The sequence below is a fragment of the Acinetobacter lwoffii genome (assembly GCF_022809915.1).
GTDB classification, from domain to species: domain Bacteria; phylum Pseudomonadota; class Gammaproteobacteria; order Pseudomonadales; family Moraxellaceae; genus Acinetobacter; species Acinetobacter lwoffii_M.
Genome location: NZ_JALGQY010000016.1, coordinates 43,279 through 68,811, shown reverse-complemented (window position 1 = coordinate 68,811; position 25,533 = coordinate 43,279). Strand labels below are relative to the sequence as shown.

22 protein-coding genes are annotated in these 25,533 nt (G+C 42.6%); 12 read left to right on the top strand and 10 right to left on the bottom strand.

Features of this window, described 5'->3' with window-relative positions; genetic code table 11:
- Positions 1 to 74 precede the first annotated feature (74 nt).
- Entirely contained in the window at positions 75 to 386 is a 312-nt protein-coding gene (locus MTX11_RS09890) for a hypothetical protein (protein WP_243475020.1), read from the bottom strand.
- Between the two features lie 255 nt (positions 387 to 641).
- On the opposite strand from MTX11_RS09890, the gene MTX11_RS09885 reads away from it, so the two are divergent.
- Positions 642 to 1,709, top strand: coding sequence for a zinc-binding metallopeptidase family protein (locus MTX11_RS09885; RefSeq protein WP_004647052.1), 1,068 nt, complete (start codon positions 642 to 644; stop codon positions 1,707 to 1,709).
- Positions 1,710 to 1,899: 190 nt separating this feature from the next.
- Here MTX11_RS09885 and MTX11_RS09880 read toward each other — a convergent pair whose 3' ends face one another.
- Positions 1,900 to 3,069 carry a thiolase family protein gene (locus tag MTX11_RS09880; protein ID WP_195726012.1) on the bottom strand — a complete coding sequence of 390 codons (1,170 nt, stop codon included), beginning with the start codon at positions 3,067 to 3,069 and terminating at the stop codon, positions 1,900 to 1,902.
- Positions 3,070 to 3,152: 83 nt separating this feature from the next.
- Positions 3,153 to 4,934 carry an acyl-CoA dehydrogenase C-terminal domain-containing protein gene (locus MTX11_RS09875; RefSeq protein WP_243475019.1) on the bottom strand — a complete coding sequence of 594 codons (1,782 nt, stop codon included), beginning with the start codon at positions 4,932 to 4,934 and terminating at the stop codon, positions 3,153 to 3,155.
- Positions 4,935 to 5,433: 499 nt separating this feature from the next.
- Here MTX11_RS09875 and MTX11_RS09870 point away from each other — a divergent pair, with 499 nt between their 5' ends.
- Positions 5,434 to 6,039, top strand: coding sequence for a TetR/AcrR family transcriptional regulator (locus MTX11_RS09870; protein ID WP_004280405.1), 606 nt, complete (start codon positions 5,434 to 5,436; stop codon positions 6,037 to 6,039).
- Positions 6,040 to 6,132: 93 nt separating this feature from the next.
- Here the strand turns inward: MTX11_RS09870 and MTX11_RS09865 are convergent, their stop codons facing one another.
- From MTX11_RS09865 to cysK, 4 genes are all read right to left on the bottom strand, one after another.
- The gene (locus MTX11_RS09865; RefSeq protein WP_004647056.1) at positions 6,133 to 6,327 is read right to left on the bottom strand and encodes a heavy-metal-associated domain-containing protein; all 195 of its coding nucleotides are present in this window, start codon (positions 6,325 to 6,327) and stop codon (positions 6,133 to 6,135) included.
- A 49-nt stretch (positions 6,328 to 6,376) separates the two neighbouring features.
- Positions 6,377 to 6,784 carry a Cu(I)-responsive transcriptional regulator gene (gene cueR, locus MTX11_RS09860; RefSeq protein ID WP_034436442.1) on the bottom strand — a complete coding sequence of 136 codons (408 nt, stop codon included), beginning with the start codon at positions 6,782 to 6,784 and terminating at the stop codon, positions 6,377 to 6,379.
- Positions 6,784 to 9,483, bottom strand: coding sequence for a heavy metal translocating P-type ATPase (locus MTX11_RS09855; RefSeq protein ID WP_243475018.1), 2,700 nt, complete (start codon positions 9,481 to 9,483; stop codon positions 6,784 to 6,786). The genes cueR and MTX11_RS09855 overlap by 1 nt, the downstream gene beginning before the upstream one ends.
- Before the next feature lie 186 nt (positions 9,484 to 9,669).
- On the bottom strand, positions 9,670 to 10,668 hold the full coding sequence (gene cysK / locus MTX11_RS09850) for a cysteine synthase A (RefSeq protein ID WP_243475017.1): 999 nt from the start codon (positions 10,666 to 10,668) through the stop codon (positions 9,670 to 9,672).
- A 281-nt stretch (positions 10,669 to 10,949) separates the two neighbouring features.
- On the opposite strand from cysK, the gene MTX11_RS09845 reads away from it, so the two are divergent.
- The 10 genes from MTX11_RS09845 (at position 10,950) to MTX11_RS09800 (ending at position 22,905) form a co-directional block, all read left to right on the top strand.
- Complete coding sequence (locus MTX11_RS09845; protein ID WP_243475016.1) at positions 10,950 to 11,267, top strand: ArsR/SmtB family transcription factor; 318 nt, start codon at positions 10,950 to 10,952, stop codon at positions 11,265 to 11,267.
- A 215-nt stretch (positions 11,268 to 11,482) separates the two neighbouring features.
- Complete coding sequence (locus MTX11_RS09840) at positions 11,483 to 13,231, top strand: SulP family inorganic anion transporter (protein WP_243475015.1); 1,749 nt, start codon at positions 11,483 to 11,485, stop codon at positions 13,229 to 13,231.
- 326 nt (positions 13,232 to 13,557) lie between these two features.
- Positions 13,558 to 14,754, top strand: a complete 1,197-nt coding sequence (sstT, locus tag MTX11_RS09835; RefSeq protein WP_243475014.1) for a serine/threonine transporter SstT — start codon at positions 13,558 to 13,560, stop codon at positions 14,752 to 14,754.
- Between the two features lie 42 nt (positions 14,755 to 14,796).
- Positions 14,797 to 15,471 carry a YoaK family protein gene (locus MTX11_RS09830; protein WP_004647063.1) on the top strand — a complete coding sequence of 225 codons (675 nt, stop codon included), beginning with the start codon at positions 14,797 to 14,799 and terminating at the stop codon, positions 15,469 to 15,471.
- A gap of 15 nt (positions 15,472 to 15,486) precedes the next feature.
- Entirely contained in the window at positions 15,487 to 16,023 is a 537-nt protein-coding gene (locus MTX11_RS09825; protein ID WP_004280416.1) for a DUF2058 domain-containing protein, read from the top strand.
- A 186-nt stretch (positions 16,024 to 16,209) separates the two neighbouring features.
- Positions 16,210 to 17,463, top strand: coding sequence for a mechanosensitive ion channel family protein (locus MTX11_RS09820; RefSeq protein WP_034619144.1), 1,254 nt, complete (start codon positions 16,210 to 16,212; stop codon positions 17,461 to 17,463).
- Between the two features lie 226 nt (positions 17,464 to 17,689).
- Entirely contained in the window at positions 17,690 to 19,543 is a 1,854-nt protein-coding gene (locus MTX11_RS09815; protein ID WP_243475013.1) for an ABC transporter ATP-binding protein, read from the top strand.
- 461 nt (positions 19,544 to 20,004) lie between these two features.
- Positions 20,005 to 21,033, top strand: coding sequence for an AraC family transcriptional regulator (locus MTX11_RS09810; protein WP_005246182.1), 1,029 nt, complete (start codon positions 20,005 to 20,007; stop codon positions 21,031 to 21,033).
- Positions 21,034 to 21,115: 82 nt separating this feature from the next.
- Complete coding sequence (gene gcvH / locus MTX11_RS09805) at positions 21,116 to 21,490, top strand: glycine cleavage system protein GcvH (RefSeq protein ID WP_004280423.1); 375 nt, start codon at positions 21,116 to 21,118, stop codon at positions 21,488 to 21,490.
- A gap of 239 nt (positions 21,491 to 21,729) precedes the next feature.
- Positions 21,730 to 22,905, top strand: a complete 1,176-nt coding sequence (locus tag MTX11_RS09800; protein ID WP_243475012.1) for an MFS transporter — start codon at positions 21,730 to 21,732, stop codon at positions 22,903 to 22,905.
- Between the two features lie 80 nt (positions 22,906 to 22,985).
- Here the strand turns inward: MTX11_RS09800 and MTX11_RS09795 are convergent, their stop codons facing one another.
- From MTX11_RS09795 to MTX11_RS09785, 3 genes are all read right to left on the bottom strand, one after another.
- A complete protein-coding gene (locus MTX11_RS09795) occupies positions 22,986 to 24,182 on the bottom strand; it encodes a PilT/PilU family type 4a pilus ATPase (RefSeq protein WP_243475011.1) in 1,197 nt (398 codons plus the stop codon).
- A 587-nt stretch (positions 24,183 to 24,769) separates the two neighbouring features.
- Entirely contained in the window at positions 24,770 to 24,955 is a 186-nt protein-coding gene (locus tag MTX11_RS09790; protein ID WP_243475010.1) for a hypothetical protein, read from the bottom strand.
- 50 nt (positions 24,956 to 25,005) lie between these two features.
- Complete coding sequence (locus MTX11_RS09785; RefSeq protein ID WP_243475009.1) at positions 25,006 to 25,359, bottom strand: hypothetical protein; 354 nt, start codon at positions 25,357 to 25,359, stop codon at positions 25,006 to 25,008.
- Positions 25,360 to 25,533 lie beyond the last annotated feature (174 nt).

Below are 25,533 nucleotides of genomic sequence, written 5' to 3'. Positions count from 1 at the left end.
TGCACGAATGCCAAGAAATCCGGAGTGCAAATATTAACCAAAAAGAAGATCGTTTTTTGATTTATGAAAGAGATCTAATATGCATAGATTAATAAATTTATATACTCTAGCTTTATTCGATCCGAATATTCAAAATGATGCCCTAATTCCCCATACTCATTATCAAATACCAACTTTAAACTTAAATCATTTCTTTTTTTGATCTCTATACAGTGTTCTTCAAACTCATTTAGCCTTTCATTATCATAAAGATCTATAGGATCTAAATTTTTTAGTAACTCCTTTTCCCACTCATCAATATCTGTCCTTTCTTTAATTTCAGAAATATATTTTTTTAATTGAATGATAACATTGCTAAATGAATTACTAAGAAATGAAAAAGCCATACTAAACCAATTTTTATAATTAAATAATGGTAATTTTCTTATAAATCAAAAACTAAAGCAATATCAATAATCATTAAACTATCTTTGATGGGATATTCATTCACACCTTTTTTACAATTCATCCATATAGAATTTTCAATGAAATTTTTATGATGTTTCTTTATCAGGAAGAAATTTAGGTAGGCATTCTGAACCTTTTTTCGTGTTCATCATCGATAAACATTTTAGGTCGTTCGTTTCCCTACAGGGAGTTTAATGAAACATTTTGAATGTGCCGTCTGCAAGCAACAGCTGTTTTTTTATAAATCAGTTTGTGATCACTGTCTGTCACCGATCGGTTATATCGCTTCGGAAAAAGAGCTATGCGCATTCGAAAAACAGAGTGCTGAGCGATGGGTTCCAATCGCCAAGAACTACCAACATGCCAGTTATAAACCCTGTCACAATTATGTAAATTATCAGGTATGCAACTGGATGATCCCCAGCGATGAAGACGAGGAATTTTGTGAATCCTGTCAGCTTACCCATGTCATTCCTGATCTGGAAAATTCCGAGAACCTGATTTACTGGTTTCGACTGGAAGAAGCCAAACGCCGTTTCCTGTATTTGGCCCAGCGCATGAACATGATGCCACGCCCTAAAAAGTCTGAAGATGATCCATTTGGTCTGCGATTTGATTTTCTCCTGCCTCAAGAAGATAAGCCTGTTTTAATTGGTCATGCTAATGGTGTCATTACCCTAAATGCAATTGAAGCTGATGTTGTTTATCGTGAAACTACACGTGTAAATATGGGTGAAAACTACCGGACTTTATTGGGTCATTTTCGTCATGAAAGTGGCCATTATTATTTTGCGCTCATGCAACATATGCATCCGGAATTGCTAGATGAATTCCGTCAGTATTTTGGCGATGAGCGGCAGGATTATGGCAAGGCACTTGAACGCCATTATAATGAAGGCGCGCCAATCAACTGGCAGGAAAAGTACATCAGTGCTTATGCTACCGCCCATCCCTGGGAAGACTGGGCAGAAACCTGGGCGCACTATCTGCATATGATGGAAACACTGGAAACTGCCTACTATGGTGGTATGCGTGTTGAAGGAAATGGCAGCTATCTGGCCAGCATGGATTTTAAAGAATGCCCGATTGGTGGACAGGATTTTGAACATATTCTGGAAAACTGGGTTACCTTGACCTTTAATCTGAATGCCTTAAACCGTTGTATGGGCCTGGAAGATGCCTACCCGTTCAAGCTGAGCGAAGCGGTTAAAGACAAGTTACGATTTATTCACCGGCATGTGCTGGAAAAAGTTTTTAAATAATTTAAAAAGTAATTTTTATAGTAAAACTATTGATGGAATGGGATCAGCAAAGTCTGAAAATATGGATTTTATTGTGTATTTTAAAAATTAATATGATTTAAAAAATCCCTGCTCCTGGCGAACCAAGAGCAGCAACTTTTGAATGAATCAGTATTTAGTTTGCTACCTGAATATACGATTTAAGATGGGCTTAAATTAGTTCCACAGCAATCGCAGTCGCTTCACCACCACCGATACATAAGGATGCAATCCCTTTCTTGCCGCCAGTACGTTTTAAGGCATGAATCAAGGTCACGATAATACGGGAACCAGAAGAACCCAATGGATGACCAAGTGCACAGGCACCGCCATTAATGTTCACTTTTGCTGGATCAAGTTTAAAGCCATCAATGGCTAACATGGTCACCATGGCGAACGCTTCGTTGATTTCCCAAAGGTCAACATCCTGAGCATCCCAACCGGTTTTTTTCAGGACTTTTTCAATCGCACCAACCGGTGCAATGGTAAATTCTGATGGATGCTGCGAATGGCTGGCATAGGCCAGAATATGAGCTAGCGGTTTTAAGTTACGCTGTGCAGCAATTTCGCTCGAGGTGATCACCAGTGCTGAAGCACCATCTGAAATTGAACTGGCATTTGCCGCAGTAATGGTTCCGTCTTTTTTGAACGCTGGACGCAGAGTTGGAATTTTGTCAGCCTTGGCATTTAAAGGCTGTTCATCCTGTTCCACCACCACATCGCCTTTACGGCTACTGACAGTGACCGGTACGATTTCATCTTTAAAGAAACCTTGCTGCACCGCCGTCACGGCTTTATTTAAGGAACCAATCGCATAGTCATCCTGCTGCTCACGGGTATAACCTTTTTTATCCGCCATTTCCTGAGCAAGAATTCCCATCGACAGGCCTGTTTCCGCATCTTCCAGACCTTCCTGGAACATATGATCAATGACCTTTCCATGCCCCATACGGAATCCGGCACGTGCCTTGTCCATCAAATATGGTGCGTTCGACATCGACTCCATACCGCCAGCCACCACAATCTCTGCTGAACCGGCTTTGATCGCATCTGCTGCCTGCATCACGGCTTTCATACCAGAACCACAAATTTTATTAATCGTGGTCGCCCCCGTGGAATCCGGTAGACCCGCCTGACGCATGGCCTGACGTGCTGGACCCTGTTTTAAACCAGCAGGAAGAACGCAGCCCATAATCACTTCATCAATATCATTGGCCGACAGACCTGCACGTGCCACTACTTCTTTAATTGCCACAGCACCCAAATCTGGCGCGGTACAGCTTGACAATGAACCTTGAAAACCGCCCATCGCGGTACGTACTGCATCTACAATTACGATCATTTTAGTTTCATCCTTTTTCATCATTGTTATCAACCCTACATAGCCAAAGCACTGTAGGGCTGGTCCTTCGCAATCATTGCGGGTTAAGCCTGTGCGGTAAAATATGCTTCAGGCAATTGCATGACCAGTTCCGCACCGGCCTGAATACGCTGGATTCGTGCACTCAAATCCGGAAGTATTTTGGCCACATAATAGTTGGCCAGTACCAGTTTGTTCTGGAAGTAGCTATCGTCTTTGGCTGCAGCGGCTTTGCTAATCCGCGCATACATATAGACAAAGCTGAGCAGCCCAACCGCATGTAAATAATCGACAGCAATCGAATTAGCAAAATCAGGGTTCAGCTTAGACTGCTCGACGATGAATTTGGTGATATCTTCAAGTTGCTGGCAGGCTTCTAATGTCGCCGTTTTAATCGTCAATGAATCATCTAAATTTTGGGCAAATTCACGGATTTCAGCAATATATTCCGCGATATAAGCCCCATTACATTTGGTGGTTTTACGCCCAATCAGGTCAATCGCCTGCACGCCATTGGTGCCTTCATAAATCTGTGAAATACGCAGGTCACGAATACACTGTTCCATGCCCCATTCACGGATATAACCATGACCACCGAAGCACATTTGCGCTTCCAGTGCAGAATCCAGTGCCTTGTCGGTCAAATAAGCTTTGGCGATTGGCGTTAACAGCGCCACACGGTCAGTCGCTTTACGCACCGCTTCAGGGTCGGTTGAGTATTTGGTAATATCCAGTTGTTGACCTACATACACCGCAAACGCACGTGAAGCTTCATTGTTAGCACGTACATTGAGCAGCATACGGCGTACATCGCCATGGACTAGAATTGAATCGGCTGGTTTTTCTGGAGATTTTGCACCAGTTGATGCACGGCCCTGTAAACGGTCCGTCGCATATTGTGCCGCATTCTGGTAGGCAAATTCTGCTGCACCAATACCCTGAATTCCCATAGACAAACGTTCGTAGTTCATCATCACGAACATGCCGGCCAGACCTTCATTTTCATTGCCAACCATATAGCCCTTGGCGCCGTCAAAGTTCATGACGCAGGTCGCCGAGCCTTTAATTCCCATTTTATGTTCGATTGAACCGGCAGATACTGCATTACGCTCACCCAGTGATCCATCTGCATTGACCAGGAATTTCGGCACAATAAATAATGAAATACCACGTGAACCTGCTGGTGCATTCGGAGTTTTTGCCAGCACCAGATGAATGATGTTTTCACTCAGATCATGCTCGCCGCTGGTAATAAAAATTTTGGTACCGGTAATATTATATGAACCATCTTCATTCGGTTCAGCTTTGGTCTTGATAATGCCAAGATCTGTGCCGGAATGTGGTTCAGTCAGACACATGGTGCCCGACCATTCACCCGTATAGAATTTTGGTAAATAAGTTTCTTTCTGTTCCTGTGAGGCGCGGTCATTGATGGCCATACCTGCACCCACAGTGAGTAGTGGATAAAGCATAAAAGATGGATTGGTGCTCCAGATCATTTCATCCGCCAGAACCGTGAGCATCTTCGGCATATTTTGTCCGCCCCATTCTTCAGGAGCACCCAAGCCTACCCAGCCACCTTCGGCAAACTGTTTAAAGGCTTCCTTGAAACCAGCCGGCGTAATCACCTCACCGTTTTTAAACTGAGCACCACCCTCTTCATCTGCAGGACGATTCAGGTCAAGAATAACATTCTTGGAAAATTTGGCCATCTCTTCCAGAATTGCATTTGCCGTCGCCATATCTAAATGTGCAAGATTTTCATTACCTTGCCAAAATTGTTCCGCTTGGAATACATCATTTAAAATAAATTCCATGTCTTTTAGCGGCGCATTATAAATCGGCATTTTTAAATTCCTTAAAGGGTGATACTCAATCCTGTTGCTAAATATTTTCTAATTTTCATTAGGATCCAGACAGGCCATTTTAAAATCGTGATATCCAATTCTTGCAGTATTAAATCTAAATCTAGATTCATAAATTCGCCTTGTAAATCACGTCTTCATGTTCAGTATGAGTGACTGAATATGCCAGCTTAATATTGATCGTTTTCCTGTGCTAAACCCTGATGAATATGGGCTTAAAACAGTCGAAGGATTTAGCTTCGTGCGCTGAAACAATAAAATAATTATACTGAAAATGGAATTTTATTTAGCAAAGTTGATCTCTAGGGTTCAGTTTTCTTGACAATATTTCTGTCCGCTTAGCATCGCTATTTTTATTTGTCAGCAGTTGCTGCATAAATATACAAAATGAGATAAATATCACGACCTTAGTTTTATAGCCATCGCGTGCAAAATTGCATATTCTTGAAAGGTTCTTTTTCGAAAAGTATGGACCAAGAAGATGACGACTGTAAGACAGCAGAACTTCCTTCTTCGTAAAGAGAAGATCCTGAGCATGGCGGAAAGCCTGCTACTGGATAATAATCAGGACATTACCCTGAGTGAGCTGGCCAGTGAACTGGACATCGCAAAAGGAACCATCTACAAACATTTTAAAAGCAAGAACCAGTTATATTTAGAACTGATTATTCTGAATGAAAAAAGAATTCTAGAAATATCAAAAAAGCATAATAACGATATTAAAAATTATGTTTCACAATATATGCTCTATCACATGCTCAATTCGAACCGAACCATCCTGTTACATGTCATTGAAGAGCGTTTAACCAATAACGAAAAAAATCTGAAAGAGTTATTTCAGGAGCTTTATCGGATTCGTGAAGAACGGATTATCCGGATTAAAGACATCACCCATGATTATCTGGTGGCTTTAGAAAGTGCCATGTCGATTCGCGATTATTTATCTTATATCTGGACAGTCACCTATGGCGCTTCGCTGTTATTAAATTCGACCAATTACCAAAAAGCGATTGGATCACGCGAACGTTTGATTAAGCTGTATATTAATCAGGCGCTGATGACGCCAGATAAAATCTCATCGGTATGATCACTAGAATAAAAAATGCCTGATTCAATCAGGCATTTTTTATTTGGCTGTATGAGTGCATAAGATCACTTTCGCAATCTAACTCGACAATGATCAGGCTGCCACAGGCGGGAAACCATCTTCGGTTAAAGCTGCCACAATCTCAGACTCATTGACTGTCGATTCAACTTCAACTAGCTTAGTCGCCACATCAATATTCACAGTGGCATTTTCATCCAGATCTTTAATCGTAGCCGTGACACTGCGCGCGCAGCCACCACAAGTCATATTTTCAATACGGAATTTCATGTTTAGCTCCATAGGATCGGTTTAAAAATTGATGTGAATACAGCGCATGTCAGTGCTGTTCAGTTCCGACACCCTGTTCAATCTGTTTTAAAATCTGGCAATCAGACTGTTCATTGCCGGCACACTGCTCAACCGATTGCTGTAAAATTAATAGCATATGCTGCATATCGGCAATTTTCTGTTGTAAAAACTGGATATGTTTTTGTGCCAGCTGTTTAACCTCGCTGCTCTGGCGTGAGCTGTTCAGCCACAGACCAAGTAATTCTTTCATCTGCTCTGAAGAAAAGCCGAGTTCACGTGCATGCTGGATAAAACTTAAGATTTTAATATCCGCATCACTATAAACCCGATAACCTGTATCACTGCGTTTCGGAGCCGGCAACAAACCAATGTCTTCATAATAACGAATCATTTTCGCAGAGATGCCAGAACGTTTTGCCGCCTGACCAATATTCATCATACTGACTCCTTAAACTGCACCGGTTGATAGGCTTTTAATCTCAAGGCATTGCTGACGACAAACACAGAGGATAATGCCATCGCACCTGCGGCAAACATTGGCGATAACAGAATGCCCCAAAACGGATATAGCACACCTGCAGCAATCGGAATTAAGGCAATATTATAGACAAAGGCCCAAAACAGATTCTGTTTGATATTGCGCATGGTTGCCTGGCTTAAACCAATGCCCGTAGCTACATGCTGTAAATTGCCTGACATCAGCACCACATCAGCAGCTTCAATCGCGACATCGGTGCCGGTACCAATCGCCATACCAACATCGGCCTGTGCCAATGCCGGTGCATCATTGATTCCATCCCCGACAAAAGTGAGCACGCCGTATTGCTGCTGGAGTTGTCGTACTGCATCGACTTTTTCATGTGGTAAGACTTCCGCAATCACCTGATCAATTTTCAACTGTTTGGCGATCGCCTGTGCGGTATGCTGATGATCACCAGTAATCATCGCCACTTTGAGGCCTTGGTCATGCAAGGCCTGAATCGCGCTATAAGTGGTCGGTTTAATCGGATCGGCTACGGCAATAATTGCAGCCAGCTTTTGATTAATCGCTACATATAAAGGACTGCGGCCCTGATCACCGAGCTTTTGTGCAGTGTCTCTAAACAGATCGACATTTAAGCCCAAGTCCTGCATCAAACGTTCTGCACCAATATGCAACTGCTGACCGGACACCTGTGCTTTGACCCCAGCACCGGTAATCGAATCAAAATCCGTCACTTCACTCAGTTGCAGTTCTTGCTCACGGGCAGCCTGAACAATAGCGTGGGCAATCGGATGTTCAGATTTAGCCTCCACTGAAGCGACTAGCTGTAATACCTCTTGCTGATTAAAATCTGCTGTAACTTCAAAGTCGGTCAGAAGCGGTTTTCCTTCAGTCAAGGTTCCAGTTTTATCCAGCGCGACGACTTTGGTTTGCTGCAATAACTGCAATGCTTCGCCCTTACGGAATAGCACGCCCAGTTCTGCTGCACGGCCAGTTCCGACCATAATTGAGGTAGGAGTCGCCAGTCCCATCGCACATGGACAGGCAATAATCAGTACGGCGACTGCATTTACCAATGCATAGGTCAGATTCGGCTCAGGCCCAAACAGGAACCAGACCATAAAGGTCAGGGCCGCCAGTGCCATAACAGCCGGCACAAACCATAAAGTCACTTTATCGACCACGGCCTGAATTGGCAGTTTTGAGCCTTGTGCCTGTTCTACCATCTGAATAATCTGCGCCAGTACCGAATCCTGTCCGACCGCAGTGGCCTTGATTTTCAAGGTTCCGTTCTGGTTTACTGTACCGCCGACCACCTGATCGCCAGCCTGTTTGGCCACAGGCAAAGGTTCACCGCTAATCATCGCTTCATCAATATAACTTTGTCCGGCAACCACTTCACCATCGACAGCGACTTTTTCACCCGGACGAATTTCAATCAACATTCCTTGTTGCACATCGGAAATTGCCAGATCAACCCAGTGATCATTCTGTTCTACCCGTGCCGTTTTCGGTTGCAAGCCGACTAGATACTGAATCGCTTCCGAGGTTTTACCTTTGGCTTTGGCTTCCAGATAACGCCCCAGTAAAATCAGCGCGACAATAACGGCGGCCGCTTCAAAATACACATGCACAGTGGACTGCGGTAACAGCTCCGGAAAAAAGGTCGCAATACAGGAAAAGCCATATGCGGCAATGGTTCCAACGGCCACCAGCGAGTTCATATCCGGTGCCAGACGCAATAGTGCCGGAATCCCATGCTGATAAAAACGCCGTCCCGGAATAATCAGCACCAAAGTGGTCAGTACAAACTGCAGATACCAGCTGTTCTGGGTTCCCAGCGTATGGGCAATAAAATGATGAAATGCCGGAATCAGATGCGAGCCCATTTCCAGAATAAATACAGGTGCTGTCAGAATGACTGCAAGCCATAAATCTCGTTTCAGTTGTGCCGTTTCATTGGCTTTCTTTTCCTGAAAAGCATCATGGCTATCTGTCGACATATCCCTACCAGATTTTATGGTGGCCTGATAACCGGCTTTCTCCACCTCAGCAATCAAGGCCGGAATCTGGGCATGCGAGGCCTTCACCCAGGCAGTTTCGGTGGCCAGATTGACCTGTGCTTCGCTGACACCTTCTACTTTTAATAAAGCTTTTTCCACACGTGCCACACATGAAGCGCAAGTCATGCCTTCAATCGTCAGTTCAATCCGGTCGCTCTGAATATCAAAACCGGCTTTTTGTACGGCTTGAGTCAGCTTGGACAATGGTACGGAATTAATCGCACTCACATGCGCCTTTTCAGTGGCCAGATTCACTTGTGCATCCAGCACGCCCTCCACTTTTTTTAGGGCTTTTTCTACGCGAGCCACACAGGATGCACAGGTCATGCCTTCAATGTTCAAATCAAACTGTTGCGTCGGTACATCGAAACCGGATTTTTCAATTGCTTGAACCAGCGCAGCGGCAGCAATCGGCTGCTGGCTTTTAATAAAAGCTTTTTCAGTCGATAGATTGACAGACGCCTCGACCACGCCTTCAATTTTTTTCAAGGCTTTTTCCACGCGAGCGACACAGGAGGCACAGGTCATACCGCCAATCTGCACCTGCTGCTCATATAAGCGGTTGCTATCTTGTTCTGCCATACCCATCTCCATGCCTCAACTCACTGTTGAGCTTATAGCTTAAACATTCCCATCATGGTAAGGTCAAGTCCTTCATCTGACTATTTTAAAAATAATGCAGCGTCCTGCTGCGATTTAAAATTACCCAATAAAAAAGCCCGAAGATGACTTCGGGCTTGTATGGCAGTATTTAAAATATAAAATGCATCAATGTTATTCGGCAGAAATATCTTCAAACAAGATCGAAGACAGGTAACGTTCACCACCGTCTGGCAAAATCACCACAATATTTTTACCGGCATTTTCAGGGCGAGCCGCCAATTGTGCCGCGGCTGCCATAGCCGCGCCACTTGAAATACCGACCAGGATACCTTCCTGAGCTGCCGTTTTACGTGCCCACTCGACTGCATCTGCGCTATTAATGGCAATCACTTCATCAACGAGTTCTAGGTCCAGATTGCCTGGAATGAAGTTGGCACCAATCCCCTGAATTTTGTGTGGTCCAGGTGTAATGTCTTCACCACGTTTGGCCTGACCAATAATCGCAGACTCAGCGGGTTCCACCGCCACTGAATATAAAGGCTTATTTTTTACCTTTTCAAAGTAGCGTGAAATACCAGTAATGGTTCCACCCGTTCCGACACCTGCGACCAGAATATCGACATTGCCCGCAGTCGCCTCCCAGATTTCTGGGCCCGTGGTTTCTTCATGAATTTTAGGATTGGCCGGATTTTCAAACTGTTGTGGCAGGTAGTACAGTTCAGGATTTTCATTGACTAGACGTTGTGCTTCTTCAATCGCGCCCTTCATGCCTTTGGCCGGATCAGTCAATATCAGATTGGCACCCAATGCTTTCACCACCTTACGGCGTTCAATACTCATGCTTGAAGGCATGGTCAAAGTAATGTCATAACCTTTGGCTGCCGCAACAAAAGCCAATGCAATACCGGTATTGCCGCTGGTTGGCTCGACAATATGCATACCGGATTTGAGCTTGCCAGATTTTTCAGCATCATTAATCAACGCGGCACCAATACGACACTTGACTGAGAATGCCGGATTACGGCTTTCAATTTTCGCAAGTACCGTGGCCGGAGCGGAAATCACACGATTAATACGAACAAGCGGTGTATTTCCAATCGCGTCTGCATTATTACTATAAACCGCTATACCTAAATTATTCGGTGTTGGAAAAGCTGAATCTGTACTCATGATGATATCCCTGATGTTATTGGTTCAAGTCGCATAAACATCATACAAGCATTTTTTTGCTTTGTAGATGTTTGATGAAACTTGCACTTCATTGCACGAATGTGAACTAAAATACTTTCTGCACTATGCAATAAATTTATCTTATCTATCAATATTTAAAATATAATTTTAATTGATAATTCAATTCATTAAAAACCATAAAACTTAACTGTTTTTAGCAAGGTATTACGGGCTAAGACCCGTATAATTAGCGGGCTGTAACTTTATAATGGACATATTGAATGAAAACCGATTTTGAAATCACGACTATGCGCGATTCAGCAGAACAGGTCGTCGGCATTTTAAAATCTCTGGCCAATACCGACCGTCTTCTCATTTTATGTCATCTTTCTCAAGCAGAATTAAACGTTTCGCAAATTGAGGAAATTACCCAGATTAAACAACCCACTCTTTCTCAGCAGCTCATGATGCTGCGTAAAAGTGATGTAGTAGATACCCGACGCGATGGTAAACAGATTTATTATTCAATTAAAGATCAAAATTTGATTGTGGTCTTAAATACCCTTTATCAATTGTATTGTGGCAATCCAGCTAAATAAAGAATCTTTCTTTTTTCAGTCATCAAGATAAGTTTCTTTAAACTCTTATTGAGGTCGTTCTACACCACTAAGATCACGACATAGAGGTTTTTAAATGATCTACGACTGACCCAGATGTTTCATTTTAAACATGATTCATCAAGAATCTAGATCAGCTAAGACTTCTTAGCAGAATTTGTGCATAATATATCTATATTTGTGATTTAGACCTTTTTATGCAAAATTCCAAGTCTAAACTTCTGCATAGACTGCCTGCCTGGGCATGGTTAAGCCACTACACGCCGGTCAAATTTAAGTCTGATGTGCTGGCTGCCCTGATTGTGGTGGCAATGCTGGTGCCTCAAGGGATGGCCTATGCCATGCTGGCAGGATTGCCGCCGATCATGGGTTTATATGCGAGCATCCTGCCGATGATCATTTATGCCCTGCTCGGTGGGAGTTCGACTTTATCGATTGGCCCGGTAGCCATCATTTCCATGATGACTTTTGCTACGCTCAATCCACTTTTTGAAGTCGGCTCACCGGTCTATATCGAAGCTGCGACCTTATTGGCACTGATGGTCGGGATTATTTCCCTGCTTTTGGGATTATTCCGTTTTGGTTTTCTGATCCAGTTGATCAGTCATCCCGTGATTCAAAGCTTTATTATTGCCTCTGCCTTATTGATTGCGTTTGGGCAGTTAAAGTTTTTGGTCGATCTTCCTTTAAAAGCCAATAATCTTCCGGAGTTTGTCAGCAGTTTGCTGCAATATTTCCCGTTGCTGCACGTGCCGAGCCTGATTTTCGGCCTGCTCTCTATCGGTCTGCTAATCTATTTGCCCAAGTTATTAAAATCTCAGGCGGTACAAAGCCGGATCGGCTCTACAGATTTTCTGGTACGTGCAGTGCCCCTGATTCTGGTATGTCTCGGCATTGCAGCGATTGTCTTTCTGGATTTAAAGCTTCAGGGTATTAAGACGGTCGGTGCAATTCCTTCCGGTTTTCCACCCTTGTCTTTTCCACGCTGGAACTGGGAATTGGTGATGACCTTGTTACCGGGTGCCAGCATGATCGCCATGATCAGTTTTGTGGAGTCACTATCGATTGCTCAAGCGACGGCCTTGCAGCACCGCAGTCATTTAAACAGTAATCAGGAACTGATTGCGCTCGGTCTGGCCAATATCAGTGCAGGCGTGAGTTCAGCTTTTCCTGTGACGGGCAGCCTGTCGCGGACGGTGGTGAATGCCGATGCCGGTGCCAAATCACCTATGGCCGGTGTTTTATCCTCGATTCTGATTATTTTCGTGAGCCTATTCTTTACCGGATTTTTTGAAGATCTGCCGCTGACCATTCTGGCCGCGACGATTATTGTTTCCATCTGGAAGTTGGTTGATTTCCAGCCATTTGTTGATGCTTGGCGCTATTCCAAGGCAGATGGCCTTGCCATGTGGATTACTTTTCTCGGCGTGGTGCTGATTGATATTTCCACCGGTTTGATTATTGGGATCGTGTCGACCTTTGTGCTGATGGTATGGCGAATCAGCCGGCCGCATATTGCGGTTGTCGGTCTGGTGGAAGGAACCCAGCATTTTCGCAATATTCAGCGTCATCAGGTCAGTACCTCCGATCGGGTGCTGTCACTGCGGATTGATGAGAATCTGACGTTTCTGAATGCCAATAGCTTCAAAGGTTATCTGATCAATGAGATCAGCCTGAATGACCAGCTACAACATGTGATCATCAACTGTTCCAGCATCAGTGCGATTGATCTGAGTGCCTTGGAAATGCTGGAAGATTTAAATGCGGAATTGGCCAAACTGAACATTCGACTGCATTTTGCCGAAGTGAAAGGCCCGGTGATGGACAAGCTACAAGCCTCGAAGCTGATGATTCATCTGAGTGGCCACATTTATCTGACTCATTTTCAGGCAATTCGGGACTTGGCTCCAGAAATCTTTGAGCAGCATAAAGACTATACGATTTAGGACAGCAGATACTTAAATTATGGCCGGAGATTCCAACCGGCCATAAGTGAGCCTTTTCTAAATTTTCAAATATAATTTGAATTTATCTCTTTAACTTTGATATTTATTTCATAAATATAATTTTAAAAGTGATGATTTATTAATCCTTTTAGGAAGTTTTTCTTCAATATAAGCAATGTTTTAAACCCGTTAATTTTAGAATACATCAATAATATCAATATCTTGGTTTTTATATGAAAATATATTTTAAGCCTTGTTTAAATTAAGTATAAAATAGCGCAACTTTTTCCCAAATTTAGCCCTCGTAATTTTCACAAGGCAACCTTATGTTTTCTGCCCTTATGCGCATGAGCTTAGTCTCTCGAATCATCATCGCCATTATTTTAGGTGTGGGTGTGGCTGTGGTATTTCCCGAAGCTACTCCCTCATTAAGCCTATTGGGCGACCTGTTTATTAAAGCCTTGAAGTCTGTTGCACCGATTCTGGTTTTCATTTTAGTTTTAGCTTCTATCGCGAATTTTAAAGTGGGTCAATCCAACACCCCCATCAAACCGATTATGATCATGTATGCAGTGGGTATGTTCCTTGCTGCACTGAGCGCTGTGGTGTCGAGCATCTTATTTCCAAGTACGCTGTTTCTGGATATCGCTGCACAAGCTGAATTACAGCCACCTGGCAGTCTGGTAGAAATCTTGAAGAATTTACTGCTCAGTTTTGTTACCAATCCGGTCGTTGCGATTGCTGAAGCAAACTTTATTGGTATTCTGGCCTGGTCAGTGGCATTAGGCATCGCTTTCCGTCATGCATCGGATAGCACCAAGACACTTTTGAATGATGCCGCCTTTGCAGTGAACTATGTGATTCGTTTAGTGATCAGCTTTGCACCTTTGGGTATTTTTGGTCTGGTTGCAGTGACTTTTGCTGAATCTGGTCTGGATACGCTGACCAGTTACGTACATTTACTTGCTGTGTTGCTCGGAACGATGGTTTTCGTTGCACTGGTAATTAATCCGCTTCTGGTTGCCTTAATGACACGCAACAACCCGTATCCACTGGTATTCACTTGCTTGCGCGAAAGTGGCATTACCGCTTTCTTTACCCGTAGTTCGGCAGCCAATATTCCAGTCAATCTGGACTTGGCAAAACGTCTGGGCGTCAAGGAATCAACTTCAAGTATCGCAATTCCTTTGGGTGCTACGATCAACATGGCAGGTGCTTCTGTGACCATTACTGTATTGTCATTGGCGGCTGTAAATACTTTGGGGATTAGCGTCGATTTCAGCACTATGCTCATTCTTTCTGTGGTGGCAACCGTTTCGGCATGTGGCGCTTCAGGGGTTGCAGGAGGTTCATTGTTACTGATTCCAGTTGCATGTGGCCTGTTTGGGATTTCTTCGGATATTGCCATGCAAGTCGTTGCAATTGGTATGGTCATTAGCGTATTGCAGGATTCTACTGAAACCGCGCTAAACTCATCGACCGATGTTTTATTTACTACAGCAGTAGACCGCGCATCAAATTGATTTTATATTGATTAATCAATATGTTTAGCCAATGATGTTGTTATGCCATTACAGCGTTTACCTACCTGGGTACAATTAGGGGCGTTTTTTCTTGCCGTCAATGCCGGCATGATTAACGTCTTGGGTCTGGTGACGGTACTGCACCAGTCTGTTTCACATATGACCGGCAATGTCAGCATGCTGGCTATGGCCCTACTGAACTGGCAACCAGAACAGATGTTGTATCTCTTTTTGGTCACACTCTGCTATGTCATTGGTTCATCCTATAGCGGACTGATTCTTGGAAATAGTCACTTTCGCCTGGGGCAGCTTTATGGTTACCCTTTAAGCCTGGTGGCTATTTTTATTTTGATCTGCTGGTTATTATTGCCCTATTTCCCGCGCTACGCCTTGTTATGGGCCTGTGTTGCCATGGGTGTGCAAAATGCCATGGTTAGCCACTATAAAGGTGCCATCATTCGCACCACGCATTTGTCTGGCGTACTGACAGACCTCGGCTTGGCGATGGGCTACCGTTTGCGCGGTTTAGAAGTAGAATCACGACGCGTGGTTTTGCATCTGCTTATTTTGCTCGGTTTTTTAAGCGGTGGCATTCTTGCCAGCTGGCTATATCCTTATTTAAAATTAAATGCATTCCTGATCCCGGCAGTGCTGAGTCTGGTTCTCAGTCTCACGTATTGGGTGATTTATTTACGTTATCGACATCAACACGACTAATATCTGGACATTCTCATGGTTAAAAATGCATTGCAGGCACAATTGTTAAAGGCAGGATTGGTCGATAATAAAAAAGCCAAAAAACTGTCTAAACAGGCTGTGCATGAAAAACGCACCGGTGACGGTACCGAGGCTGAAATCAAGGCCAAGATTGAACAAGACAAACAGCAGAAAATGGCTAAAGATCAGGCGATTGAGCAAGAGAAAAAAGCAGCTTTGCAGGAAAAAGAACTGAAAGCCGCAATCATGCAAATGATTAGTCAGCACAAAATCCGTGATACTGACGGCGATGCGGTGTATCAGTTTATTGATGACAGCAAAATTAAAAAGGTCTATTTAAACCAACAGATCTATAATGCACTGGTGGCAGGCAGTCTGGTGATTGCACGTGAAAATGACAGCTATGCTTTCTTGCCTAAAGCTCTGGCAGAGCGTATCAATGCGAAAATGCAGGGCTTTATCATTGTGAATAATTCAGAGAAAAATGAAGAAACCACCGATGAAGAAGATCCATATGCAGCTTATGTTATTCCTGATGACTTGATGTGGTAAGCATCGCGATATCATTACTGAAATATCGAAGATCATAAACCGGCGAAGTCGCCGGTTTTTTATTTGTAGGCACTTTTATTGAACGATTTGCACCAATAGATATGTTTTAAAAAGTTATCCAATATTAAAAAATCTGATCCAAACCTATAAACTTGATCTAAATTTTTGATTGAAGAGAAAGATCGTTTGGAACAGTTTAATTTTATTCGGAATATTCAAGAATGGGCAAATCAGTACCCATGGCTGGAAATGCTATCTTCACTGAGTATTGTGATTTTACTGGCGATTCTTGCCAATCTATTTGCCAAACAGATTGTGGTACGCGGAATACGTCAACTGATTTCCAGAATGCCTTTTGCCAATAATCAGATTTTTGCTGAGCATAGCGTAATTCGCCGGATTGCCAATATTGTTCCGGCAGTGGTGATCATGAACGGGATTACCACGGTACCGCATTTATCTGACAAGGTTGAGTCCTTTGTGCAAATGGGTGCACAGGCTTTTATCTTCCTGACGATTGCCCTGGCTCTTGGTGAATTACTGAATATTTTTAACCTGGTCTATCAGCGTAATCCCAAGTCACGTAACAAACCGATTAAAGGTTATTTGCAGCTGGTTAAGCTGATTATCTTTATTGTCTGTGGCCTGATGATTCTCGGCACTTTCCTGAAAAAGGATGTCTTTACCTTGCTGGCTGGCTTCGGTGCCATGGCCGCGGTGTTGATGCTGGTCTTTCAAAATACCATTTTGTCACTGGTGGCGTCAGTGCAGATTTCATCTTATGACATGGTGCGGATTGGCGACTGGATCGAAATGCCCTCGCTGAATGCGGACGGCGATGTCATTGATATGTCATTACATACCATTACGGTACAGAACTTTGATAAAACGGTGACCACGATTCCGACCAATAAACTGGTGACGGATACCTTTAAAAACTGGCGTGGCATGCAGGAAGCCGGTGCGCGCCGGATCAAGCGCTCGATTCATATTGATCAAAGCAGCGTACATTTTATGTCGGCTGAAGAACAGAATAAGCTGAAAAATTTTATTTTGCTGGATCAATACCTGAATACCAAATCAGAGGAACTGGAACAATTTAACCTGCAACTGAGCCATCATTCGCAATATAACCAGCGCCGTCTTACCAATTTAGGAACCTTTCGTGCTTATGTAGAGTTTTATCTGCAACAGCATTCGGGCATTAGTAAAAATCATTCCCTGATGGTGCGCCAATTGCAGCCAACCAGTGAGGGTTTACCGCTAGAGATTTATGCCTTTACCAATACCACCGCCTGGGTGGAGTATGAAAATATCCAGTCTGATATCATGGATCATCTGCTGGCGATTATTCCGGAATTTGGTTTAAAAGTGTATCAAGCGCCTTCAGGTCTTGATTTAAAGGAAGCATTTACTCAACCGTCTTCTATTATTACTTAAACACAAGTCATCCAATCTCAAGCCTGAGGTGCTGCTGCATTTCAGGCTTTTTTATTTCCTCATCTGTTTAGATCCTGACTGGCATAAATCTGGCTTTAGTTTAATTTTTATAATCCAAGTTTTAATTGAGTGAATCATTTTGTGGCAATTTCACCCAATTACGGGCTTAAAAAAACAGAATCCTTTATAATTCCCGAAAAGCAAAATGCATGATAAGAGTACTATAATGTTTCGATGGCTTGAAAGACTGGTTGACCCCTATCCCACCAAAAATCTGAACCAACCTTTACCGACCAAGTTTTTTCCATTTGTCTGGCAGGCAGCCTATGGAGTCCGCCGTTATTTACTGATTCTGGTGCTGTGTACCGCCGGTGCTGCCAGCTTCGAAGCCTTACTGTATTCAAAAATTGGTGAGCTGGTGAACTGGCTCAGTAAAAGCCAGCCCGATACTTTTCTGGAACAGCATGCTAGCAATTTAACCTTACTGAGTATTGTTCTTCTGGCCAATATTTTTTTCGCTAGCGCCCAATCCCTAATTAAGCATCAGATTTTGTATAGCAATTTCCCGATGCGTTTACGCTGGCGCTTTCATAATCTGCTCATGAAACAAAGCCTGGATTTTTTCCACAATGATTTTGCCGGACGATTATCGGCCAAAGTTATGCAAACCGCTCTGGCAGTACGCGAATTCTGGGTCATTCTGGGTGACATGCTGGCTTATGTGCTGATTTATTTCATCACCATCAATATTGTTTTGGGTGCGATTTCACCCTTGCTGATCATTCCATTGATGGTCTGGCTAGCCTTGTTTATCTGTGCAGCGTGTTATTTCATTCCACGTTTGAGCAAAATTTCCAATGCTCAAGCGGATGCCCGTGCCGTCATGACCGGGCGTATTACGGATGCCTATACCAATATCCAGACCGTGAAGCTGTTTGCTCATGCCGGCCGTGAAAGCCAGTATGCCAAGACTTCGATGCAGGAATTTATGGTCACGGTATATAAACAGATGCGTCTGGGTGCTCAATACGAGATTAGCATCTTACTCTTAAGTGTAGTGTTATACGGCGGCGTACTGGGTACCGCGATCTGGCTGTGGATGGAAGGTCAGGCCGAGCTGGGCATTATTGCAGCAACTACAGCAATGGTACTGAAACTGAACAGTATCGCCGAATTTATGATGTGGCAGACCTCTGCCCTGTTTGAAAATGTCGGTACCATTCAGGATGGTATGAAAACTTTAGGCCGCAAAATTGCCATTGAAGATAAACCGGGTGCCAAAGAGCTACAGCTCAATCACGGTGAAATCAAATTCGAAAATGTCAGCTTTGCCTATAATGATAAAAACGTGATTGATCAGTTTAATCTGACCATTCGCCCAGGTGAAAAAATTGGTATTGTCGGCCGTTCAGGTGCAGGGAAATCTACCCTGATTCAACTGTTGCTTCACTTTTATCATCTCAACCAGGGTCGTATCTTGATTGATGGCCAGGATATTGACGATGTGACTCAGGACAGTTTGCGCAAGAACATTGCATTAGTGACTCAAGATACTTCGTTGCTGCATCGTACTGTCGCGGAAAACATCAAATATGGTCGTCCGGATGCGACTGATGAAGAAATGTTTGAAGCTGTGCGTAAAGCCAAAGCGGAAGAGTTTATTCCCAATCTGACTGATTTGCGTGGCAAAAAAGGCTATGAAGCCTACGTCGGTGAACGTGGCGTGAAACTTTCCGGTGGACAGCGTCAGCGGATTGCCATTGCCCGCGTGTTCCTGAAAGATGCGCCGATTCTGATTCTGGATGAAGCCACCAGTGCGCTGGATTCTGAAGTCGAAGCCGCTATTCAAAACAGTCTGGACGACTTGATGCAGGGTAAAACCGTGATTGCCATTGCTCATCGCCTGTCTACCATTGCCCAGATGGATCGTCTGATTGTGCTGGATCAGGGTCGAATTGCCGAACAAGGCACGCATGATGAACTGGTAGCATTGAATGGCATCTATGCCCAGCTTTGGCAGCGTCAAACGGGCGGCATGCTGATTCAGCAACAGGTCAAAGCATTAAAAGATCATGAATAATATGATCTCTAGAAGATTTCAAAACTTCTAATGATTTGCTCGTCCTTAATATTGAACAGGTCTGGAAAAAGGAAAACTTTGCCCAGACCTTTCTTTGTAAAATTTTCTCTACAGATGAACAGCAAGTTGCCATCTATCTGGTATTTTAATGAAATGACATAACTCTCGAGTTCTGAAAGCTCTCTGAAGAAGTCCTGTTCAATAATTAATAAAACTAGACCAATCGTCCTGTCCTGAGCAAACAGATGCTGGGATGCGACTTATTCAATAAAATAATTTTAATTTCATCAATAAAATTATGTGGTTTAAATTGATTTTAATGCTGAATTCAGGCTAATCTGCCAGTGGCAGAATCACAATCGCCAAAATTTTGTCCAACAATTTTAATGAAAAATTTGGTGGCTTCATGCCAATATCTATTTATAAATAAAAAAAATTTGAATGAGTGCAACGGATCGCGCATGAAAACAATTGCTCCACGCCAAGACCAAGGAATTCCAGGTGTTTACGGTCTCTTGCTTCTCGATGTCATTTCCCGCTGGGGTTATAACAATGAGTCGCTTTTCCAACCTTTTGGCCTGACCAGTGAACAGTTGGCAGATCCTGATTTTCGTATTCCAACTCCTGTCGCCAATGAACTGGTCAAATATGCCCTGAAACTGACCGGAGAGCCGACCTTAGGTTATCATCTTGGCACACAGATGCGGATCTCGATTCATGGCTTTATTGGCTATGCCATTATGACGGCGAATAATATTACCGATGCGCTGGTACTGGCGAACCGATTTATTCAACTCCGTTTACCCTTCCTGCAACTATTTTTCTCGACTTTTGGTGCCAAAGCCACGGTACAGTTGCAAACCGATATTCAGCTTGAACCTCTGCGCACCGAAATTTCCATTGCCTTGATGATCGGTCTGATCAGTATGGCCAAAGCGATTACAGGCGTTACTGATGCGACAGGAGAAATCGACTTCGATTTCAAAAAGCCGGAAGATTTTGAACGCTTTATGGCGAAGTTCCCCACCCATCAGTTCCGTTTTGAACAACCGCATTTAATTCTGAGCTTTGATAAAAGCTACCTGATGAACAAGCTGGTGCATGCCGATCCGATTGCCAGCCAGATTGCGATTAACCAGTGTGAAACGGAACTTTCTGCCTTGGGTGAACGGCATCGGATTGCCATGCGTGTCCGGGATATATTGACCCATGCTGAGCAACACTATCTCAGTATTGAAAGTGTGGCGGATCGCTTGCACATGTCTGACCGCACCTTAAAACGTCAACTCGCCGCCGAAGGCACCTCCTTTTCTACCCTGGTCGATGAAGTGCGTTACCGGCATGCCACCTCGTTATTATCCCGAACAGATTTCACTCTGGAACAGATTGCCGATGAACTGGGTTATAGTGATGTCGCCAATTTTAGCAGGGCATTTAAACGCTGGAGTGGTCGCAGCCCGAGCAACTGGCGCAAAGATCCTTATTTATAAGGAAGTATAAGCCTTTTGTTTTGCTTAAAAAGAATGTATAAAACATGTCAAAAATGATCTTAAGATTTTTAAGGAGTTATCAATGAATCATCCTGCAGAATTAAAGTACGCAAGTACACATGAATGGGTGCGCATTGAGGGTGATCTTGTTGTGACCGGTATTTCCGACCATGCACAGGATGCGTTAGGCGATTTAGTCTATGTAGAAGCACCAGATCTTGATTCACATATTACTGCGGGCGAACAAGCTGGCGTGGTTGAATCAGTAAAAACAGCTTCCGATATTCATGCACCAGTGTCTGGTGTAGTGGTTGAAATCAATCCTGATCTTGAAGATGATCCAGATTTCATTAATGATGACCCATATGGCAAAGGCTGGATCTATAAAATCAAGCCGGACAATATGGCCGATGTCGAAAAACTGCTCTCCAACACAGAATATGAAGCTGGACTCTAAGCTGATCCAAGATTCAGATAATCAGCCTCCGGGCTGATTTTTTATTATAGATCAGTCGTTGTATTTTCCAGTTCAAATTAAATTTCATGTATTTATCATGAAATATCATTGTATTTTTCACTTATTTTTCTTAAAGTCTTGCTCATATCTGCTTCGCTCCTGAATAGGTCGCGCTTATTTATAACAATAATTTCCCATGCTGAACCCAGCGTCTTACAGCATATCATTTTAGGAAAATCATGAACGCCATTGCAGCGCTATTATGGACCAAGTCATTTATCCTTTGTCTGGCCAACAATCTGTTTTTATTTATTTTCTATTTTGCACAAACTACAATTTTGCCGATTTATATCTTAAAAGAATTAGGCGGCAACCTGACCCAGGCGGGGCTGGCCATGACCTTGTTTATGGTGTCTGCCATTGCTGTGCGACCTTTTAGCGGTTTAATTATCGAAAAATTTGGGGTACGTAGAACCCTGATTATTTCTGAAGTGTTCTTTAGCCTGTTTTCACTTACTTATCTGTTGGCAGATCAAGTCACGATTCTGTTTATCATCCGTTTCTTACATGGCATCTGGTTCAGTATCTTGACCACAGTTTGCGTGCCTGTTGTGAACCAGTTTATTCCGGAGCAGCGTAAAGGTGAAGGCATGGGCTATTTTGTCATGTCGGTTAATCTGGGGATTGTCTTAGGTCCGTTAATAGGTATAAGCCTGATGGAATACTGGTCTTATTTTCAGGTCAGTATGCTATTGATCGTCTTGGTTTTTATCGGATTTGCCTTCTGTTTTTTGATTCCGGTCAAAGAGCCTGAAAAAATCATCAAAAATACCAATAAGAAAACCTCGCTTGAGCTGACAGATTTTGTGGAAAAGAAAGTGCTGCCTGTCGCAGTATTGGCCATGCTGATTTCTTTTTCTTATGCGAGCATCATGTCTTTTATCGCACCCTTCGCAGCCAGCAAGGATTTAATGGCCTATGCAGGTTTATTCTTTGTGGTTTTTGCGATTTCCATGATGAGCTTACGGCCGATCACCGGAAAGATTTATGATCGTAAAGGCCCGCAATATGTGATTTATCCGGCGTTGCTGGCCTTTAGTCTGGGCCTGTTTTTACTTAGCCAGATTCAGACCTTATGGGGATTCATGCTGGCTGCGGTCATGGTTGGCGTGGGTTTTGGTAGTGTACAACCATGTATTCAAACCTTGGCGATTCAGGGTGCACCCAAGCATCGAATTGGCTATGCAACTTCAACTTTTTATACTTTTTATGATCTGGGGATTGCCATTGGTTCACTACTGATTGGTGCCATCATTGCAGCTTACAGTTATCAGTTTGCTTTTATACTGTGTGGCATTTTAACCCTGAGCAGCATTGTTTATTTTAAGCTGGTGGTGCAACGCAAAACTGTCTAGTTCTTATTGAGTGGATTATTTCTAAAGAAAATAAATAAAAACAGGCAGAAAATTCTGCCTGTGATGTTTTGAGTAAATATTTATTCTGACACCGAAGTATTCTCTGCTTCTTTCTCTTCCGCTTTTGGATCTTGCATTATGGTGAATTGGGTTGCCTCTGTGGCTACGGTAGTGTCCTGGCGGTTACTTTTCAGCTTGATCTGCAAACGTAATTCATTGGTAGAATCAGCATTACGCAAAGCTTCTTCATAGGAAATGGCGCCTTGGTTATACAGGTCAAATAAGGCCTGGTCAAAAGTCTGCATGCCCAGTTGACGCGACTTCGCCATAATCGCTTTCAATTCGTGGAATTCACCTTTCAAAATCAGGTCTGAAATCAGTGGTGTATTCAGCATGATTTCAATCGCTGCCCGACGGCCTTTACCATCTTGAGTACGAATTAGACGCTGTGAAATGATCGCCTTCATATTCGAAGATAAATCCATTAATAACTGATTACGGCGTTCTTCCGGGAAGAAGTTAATAATCCGGTCCAAAGTCTGGTTAGCATTATTGGAATGCAGTGTACCCAGACATAAATGTCCGGTTTCAGCAAAGGCAATTGCGTGTTCCATGGTTTCAGTATCGCGGATTTCCCCAATCAGAATCACATCTGGCGCCTGACGCAAAGTATTTTTCAGCGCATTGTGCCAGGAATGGCAGTCCACTCCGACTTCACGATGAGTAATCATGGATTTTTTATGCTTGTGCACATATTCAACCGGGTCTTCTACGGTAATGATATGCCCGGCCGAATTTTCATTACGGTAGTCAATCATCGCTGCGAGTGAAGTTGATTTACCCGAACCGGTTCCTCCGACCACCAGCACCAGTCCGCGTTTTTCCATAATCACATGTTTCAGCGATTCCGGTAATTTCAGCTTCTGGAAATTTGGAATTTCTGCAGTAATGGTACGAATTACCATACCGACATTAAGTTGTTGCTGGAACACATTGACCCGGAAACGGGAGACGCCAGGTACAGTAATGGCAAAGTTACATTCAAGTTCATTTTCAAATTCTTTACGCTGTTTATCATTCATCAGGCTGTAGGCAAACAGCTTGGTTTTTTCAGCCGTGAGTTCCTGCTGTCCAAAAGGTTTCATTAAGCCTTGATGTTTGATGCTCGGTGGAAAATCAGCCGTAATAAATAAATCTGAGCCACCATATTCCACCACTTTGGTCAGCATGTGATGCATGAATTTTTTTGCTTCGTCCAACAGTTCTGCCGTGAACATTTTCTTTCCCCCGGAAATGCACAACTGCACAAATCTTGATCTTAGATTTATGCCAATATATTTTGATTTCATTGTGCAGCGTTTTATAAATATGCTCAAATATATTTGATTTATAAAGAAAATATTTTTAAATATTTGTGTGATGTGCTTCAATAAAAATTAAATTAAGTAGAAGTATTCAAGCTTTTTAAAGCAACTCTGCGAAAAAAATAGGATTGTAATTTTAAAGGTTGAATTCTCGCAGATGACTCATTATTTATCATTTATGATATATAGAGTGTTATTTTTTTCTTATGATTACCAACTCCTCTATTTTTCATGTACCAATTTCGGTTCTACCACATGTAATAATGACTTATGAAAAATAGTACAATGTTTATGAAAATTGAATAAAATCGTGGAACTTTGCCCAAATAATAAGCGTGGAACTTCGTAAATTATCAAAAAAACCCAATTCATCTAAGTTAGGTTTTACAATACGGTATAACCTAATAATTTATATGAAATAAAAAACTGAGTTTCGCATAAGGTGTATTATGTTAATTTTAGAAAAACTTTAATATATATTTAATTTATATATCCTCAACTTAACTAAAATTCTCTTTTTCAAACGCCTCTAATCTTGATGTCATTTCTTCTTCTGTATACAGCTCTAAACGTGATATTTCTTTAATTTTTTTATCTACAAATTTGAAAATCACTCTATCTCTAAAACCTAAGACATAGGGTTTATCTGCCTTAATAGAATTATCATTTGTTATAATTTCTAGCATCCCATCATTATCTATATCAGTGAATATGTATCCAGCAGTCGTGCTAACAACTACTGTCCATTATTTTGTCTAGGATCATCTGGATCTTTTATATAATTATATATTTCTAATTTACAGCTATATGGTCCTGCACCTGATTGTATGAAAATTTCATCCTCTCCATCATTATCTATATCAAACTTAGATAGAACATAGGGTTCATTAACTCTATTCTGAAAGTCATATAGCTCTATTACTTTATTTTCATTTGGTGAGCTAAGAATAGCTAAAATCTCTATAGGCTGAGAAGCTAGTTTGTTAAGAATACTAGAAAATTTTTCATCGCTTTTTTTACCTGAAAGATAAGCATAACCAATTGATACTACACCTATAATCCAACCTGTTACCGTTAAAAAATCATTCATAAATTCATCTTATAGAAATAGTAGAGATGGCTATTCATATTATAAAATCGTTCTAATCATTATTTTTATTTTCAAATGCTCTGATGAGCTACTTTAAGCATTTAAGTAAATGCCGCTGATCAGCCTCATCGGATTCTGTCTTTCCCCAATCAATTGAGGAAAGACATCATTCAG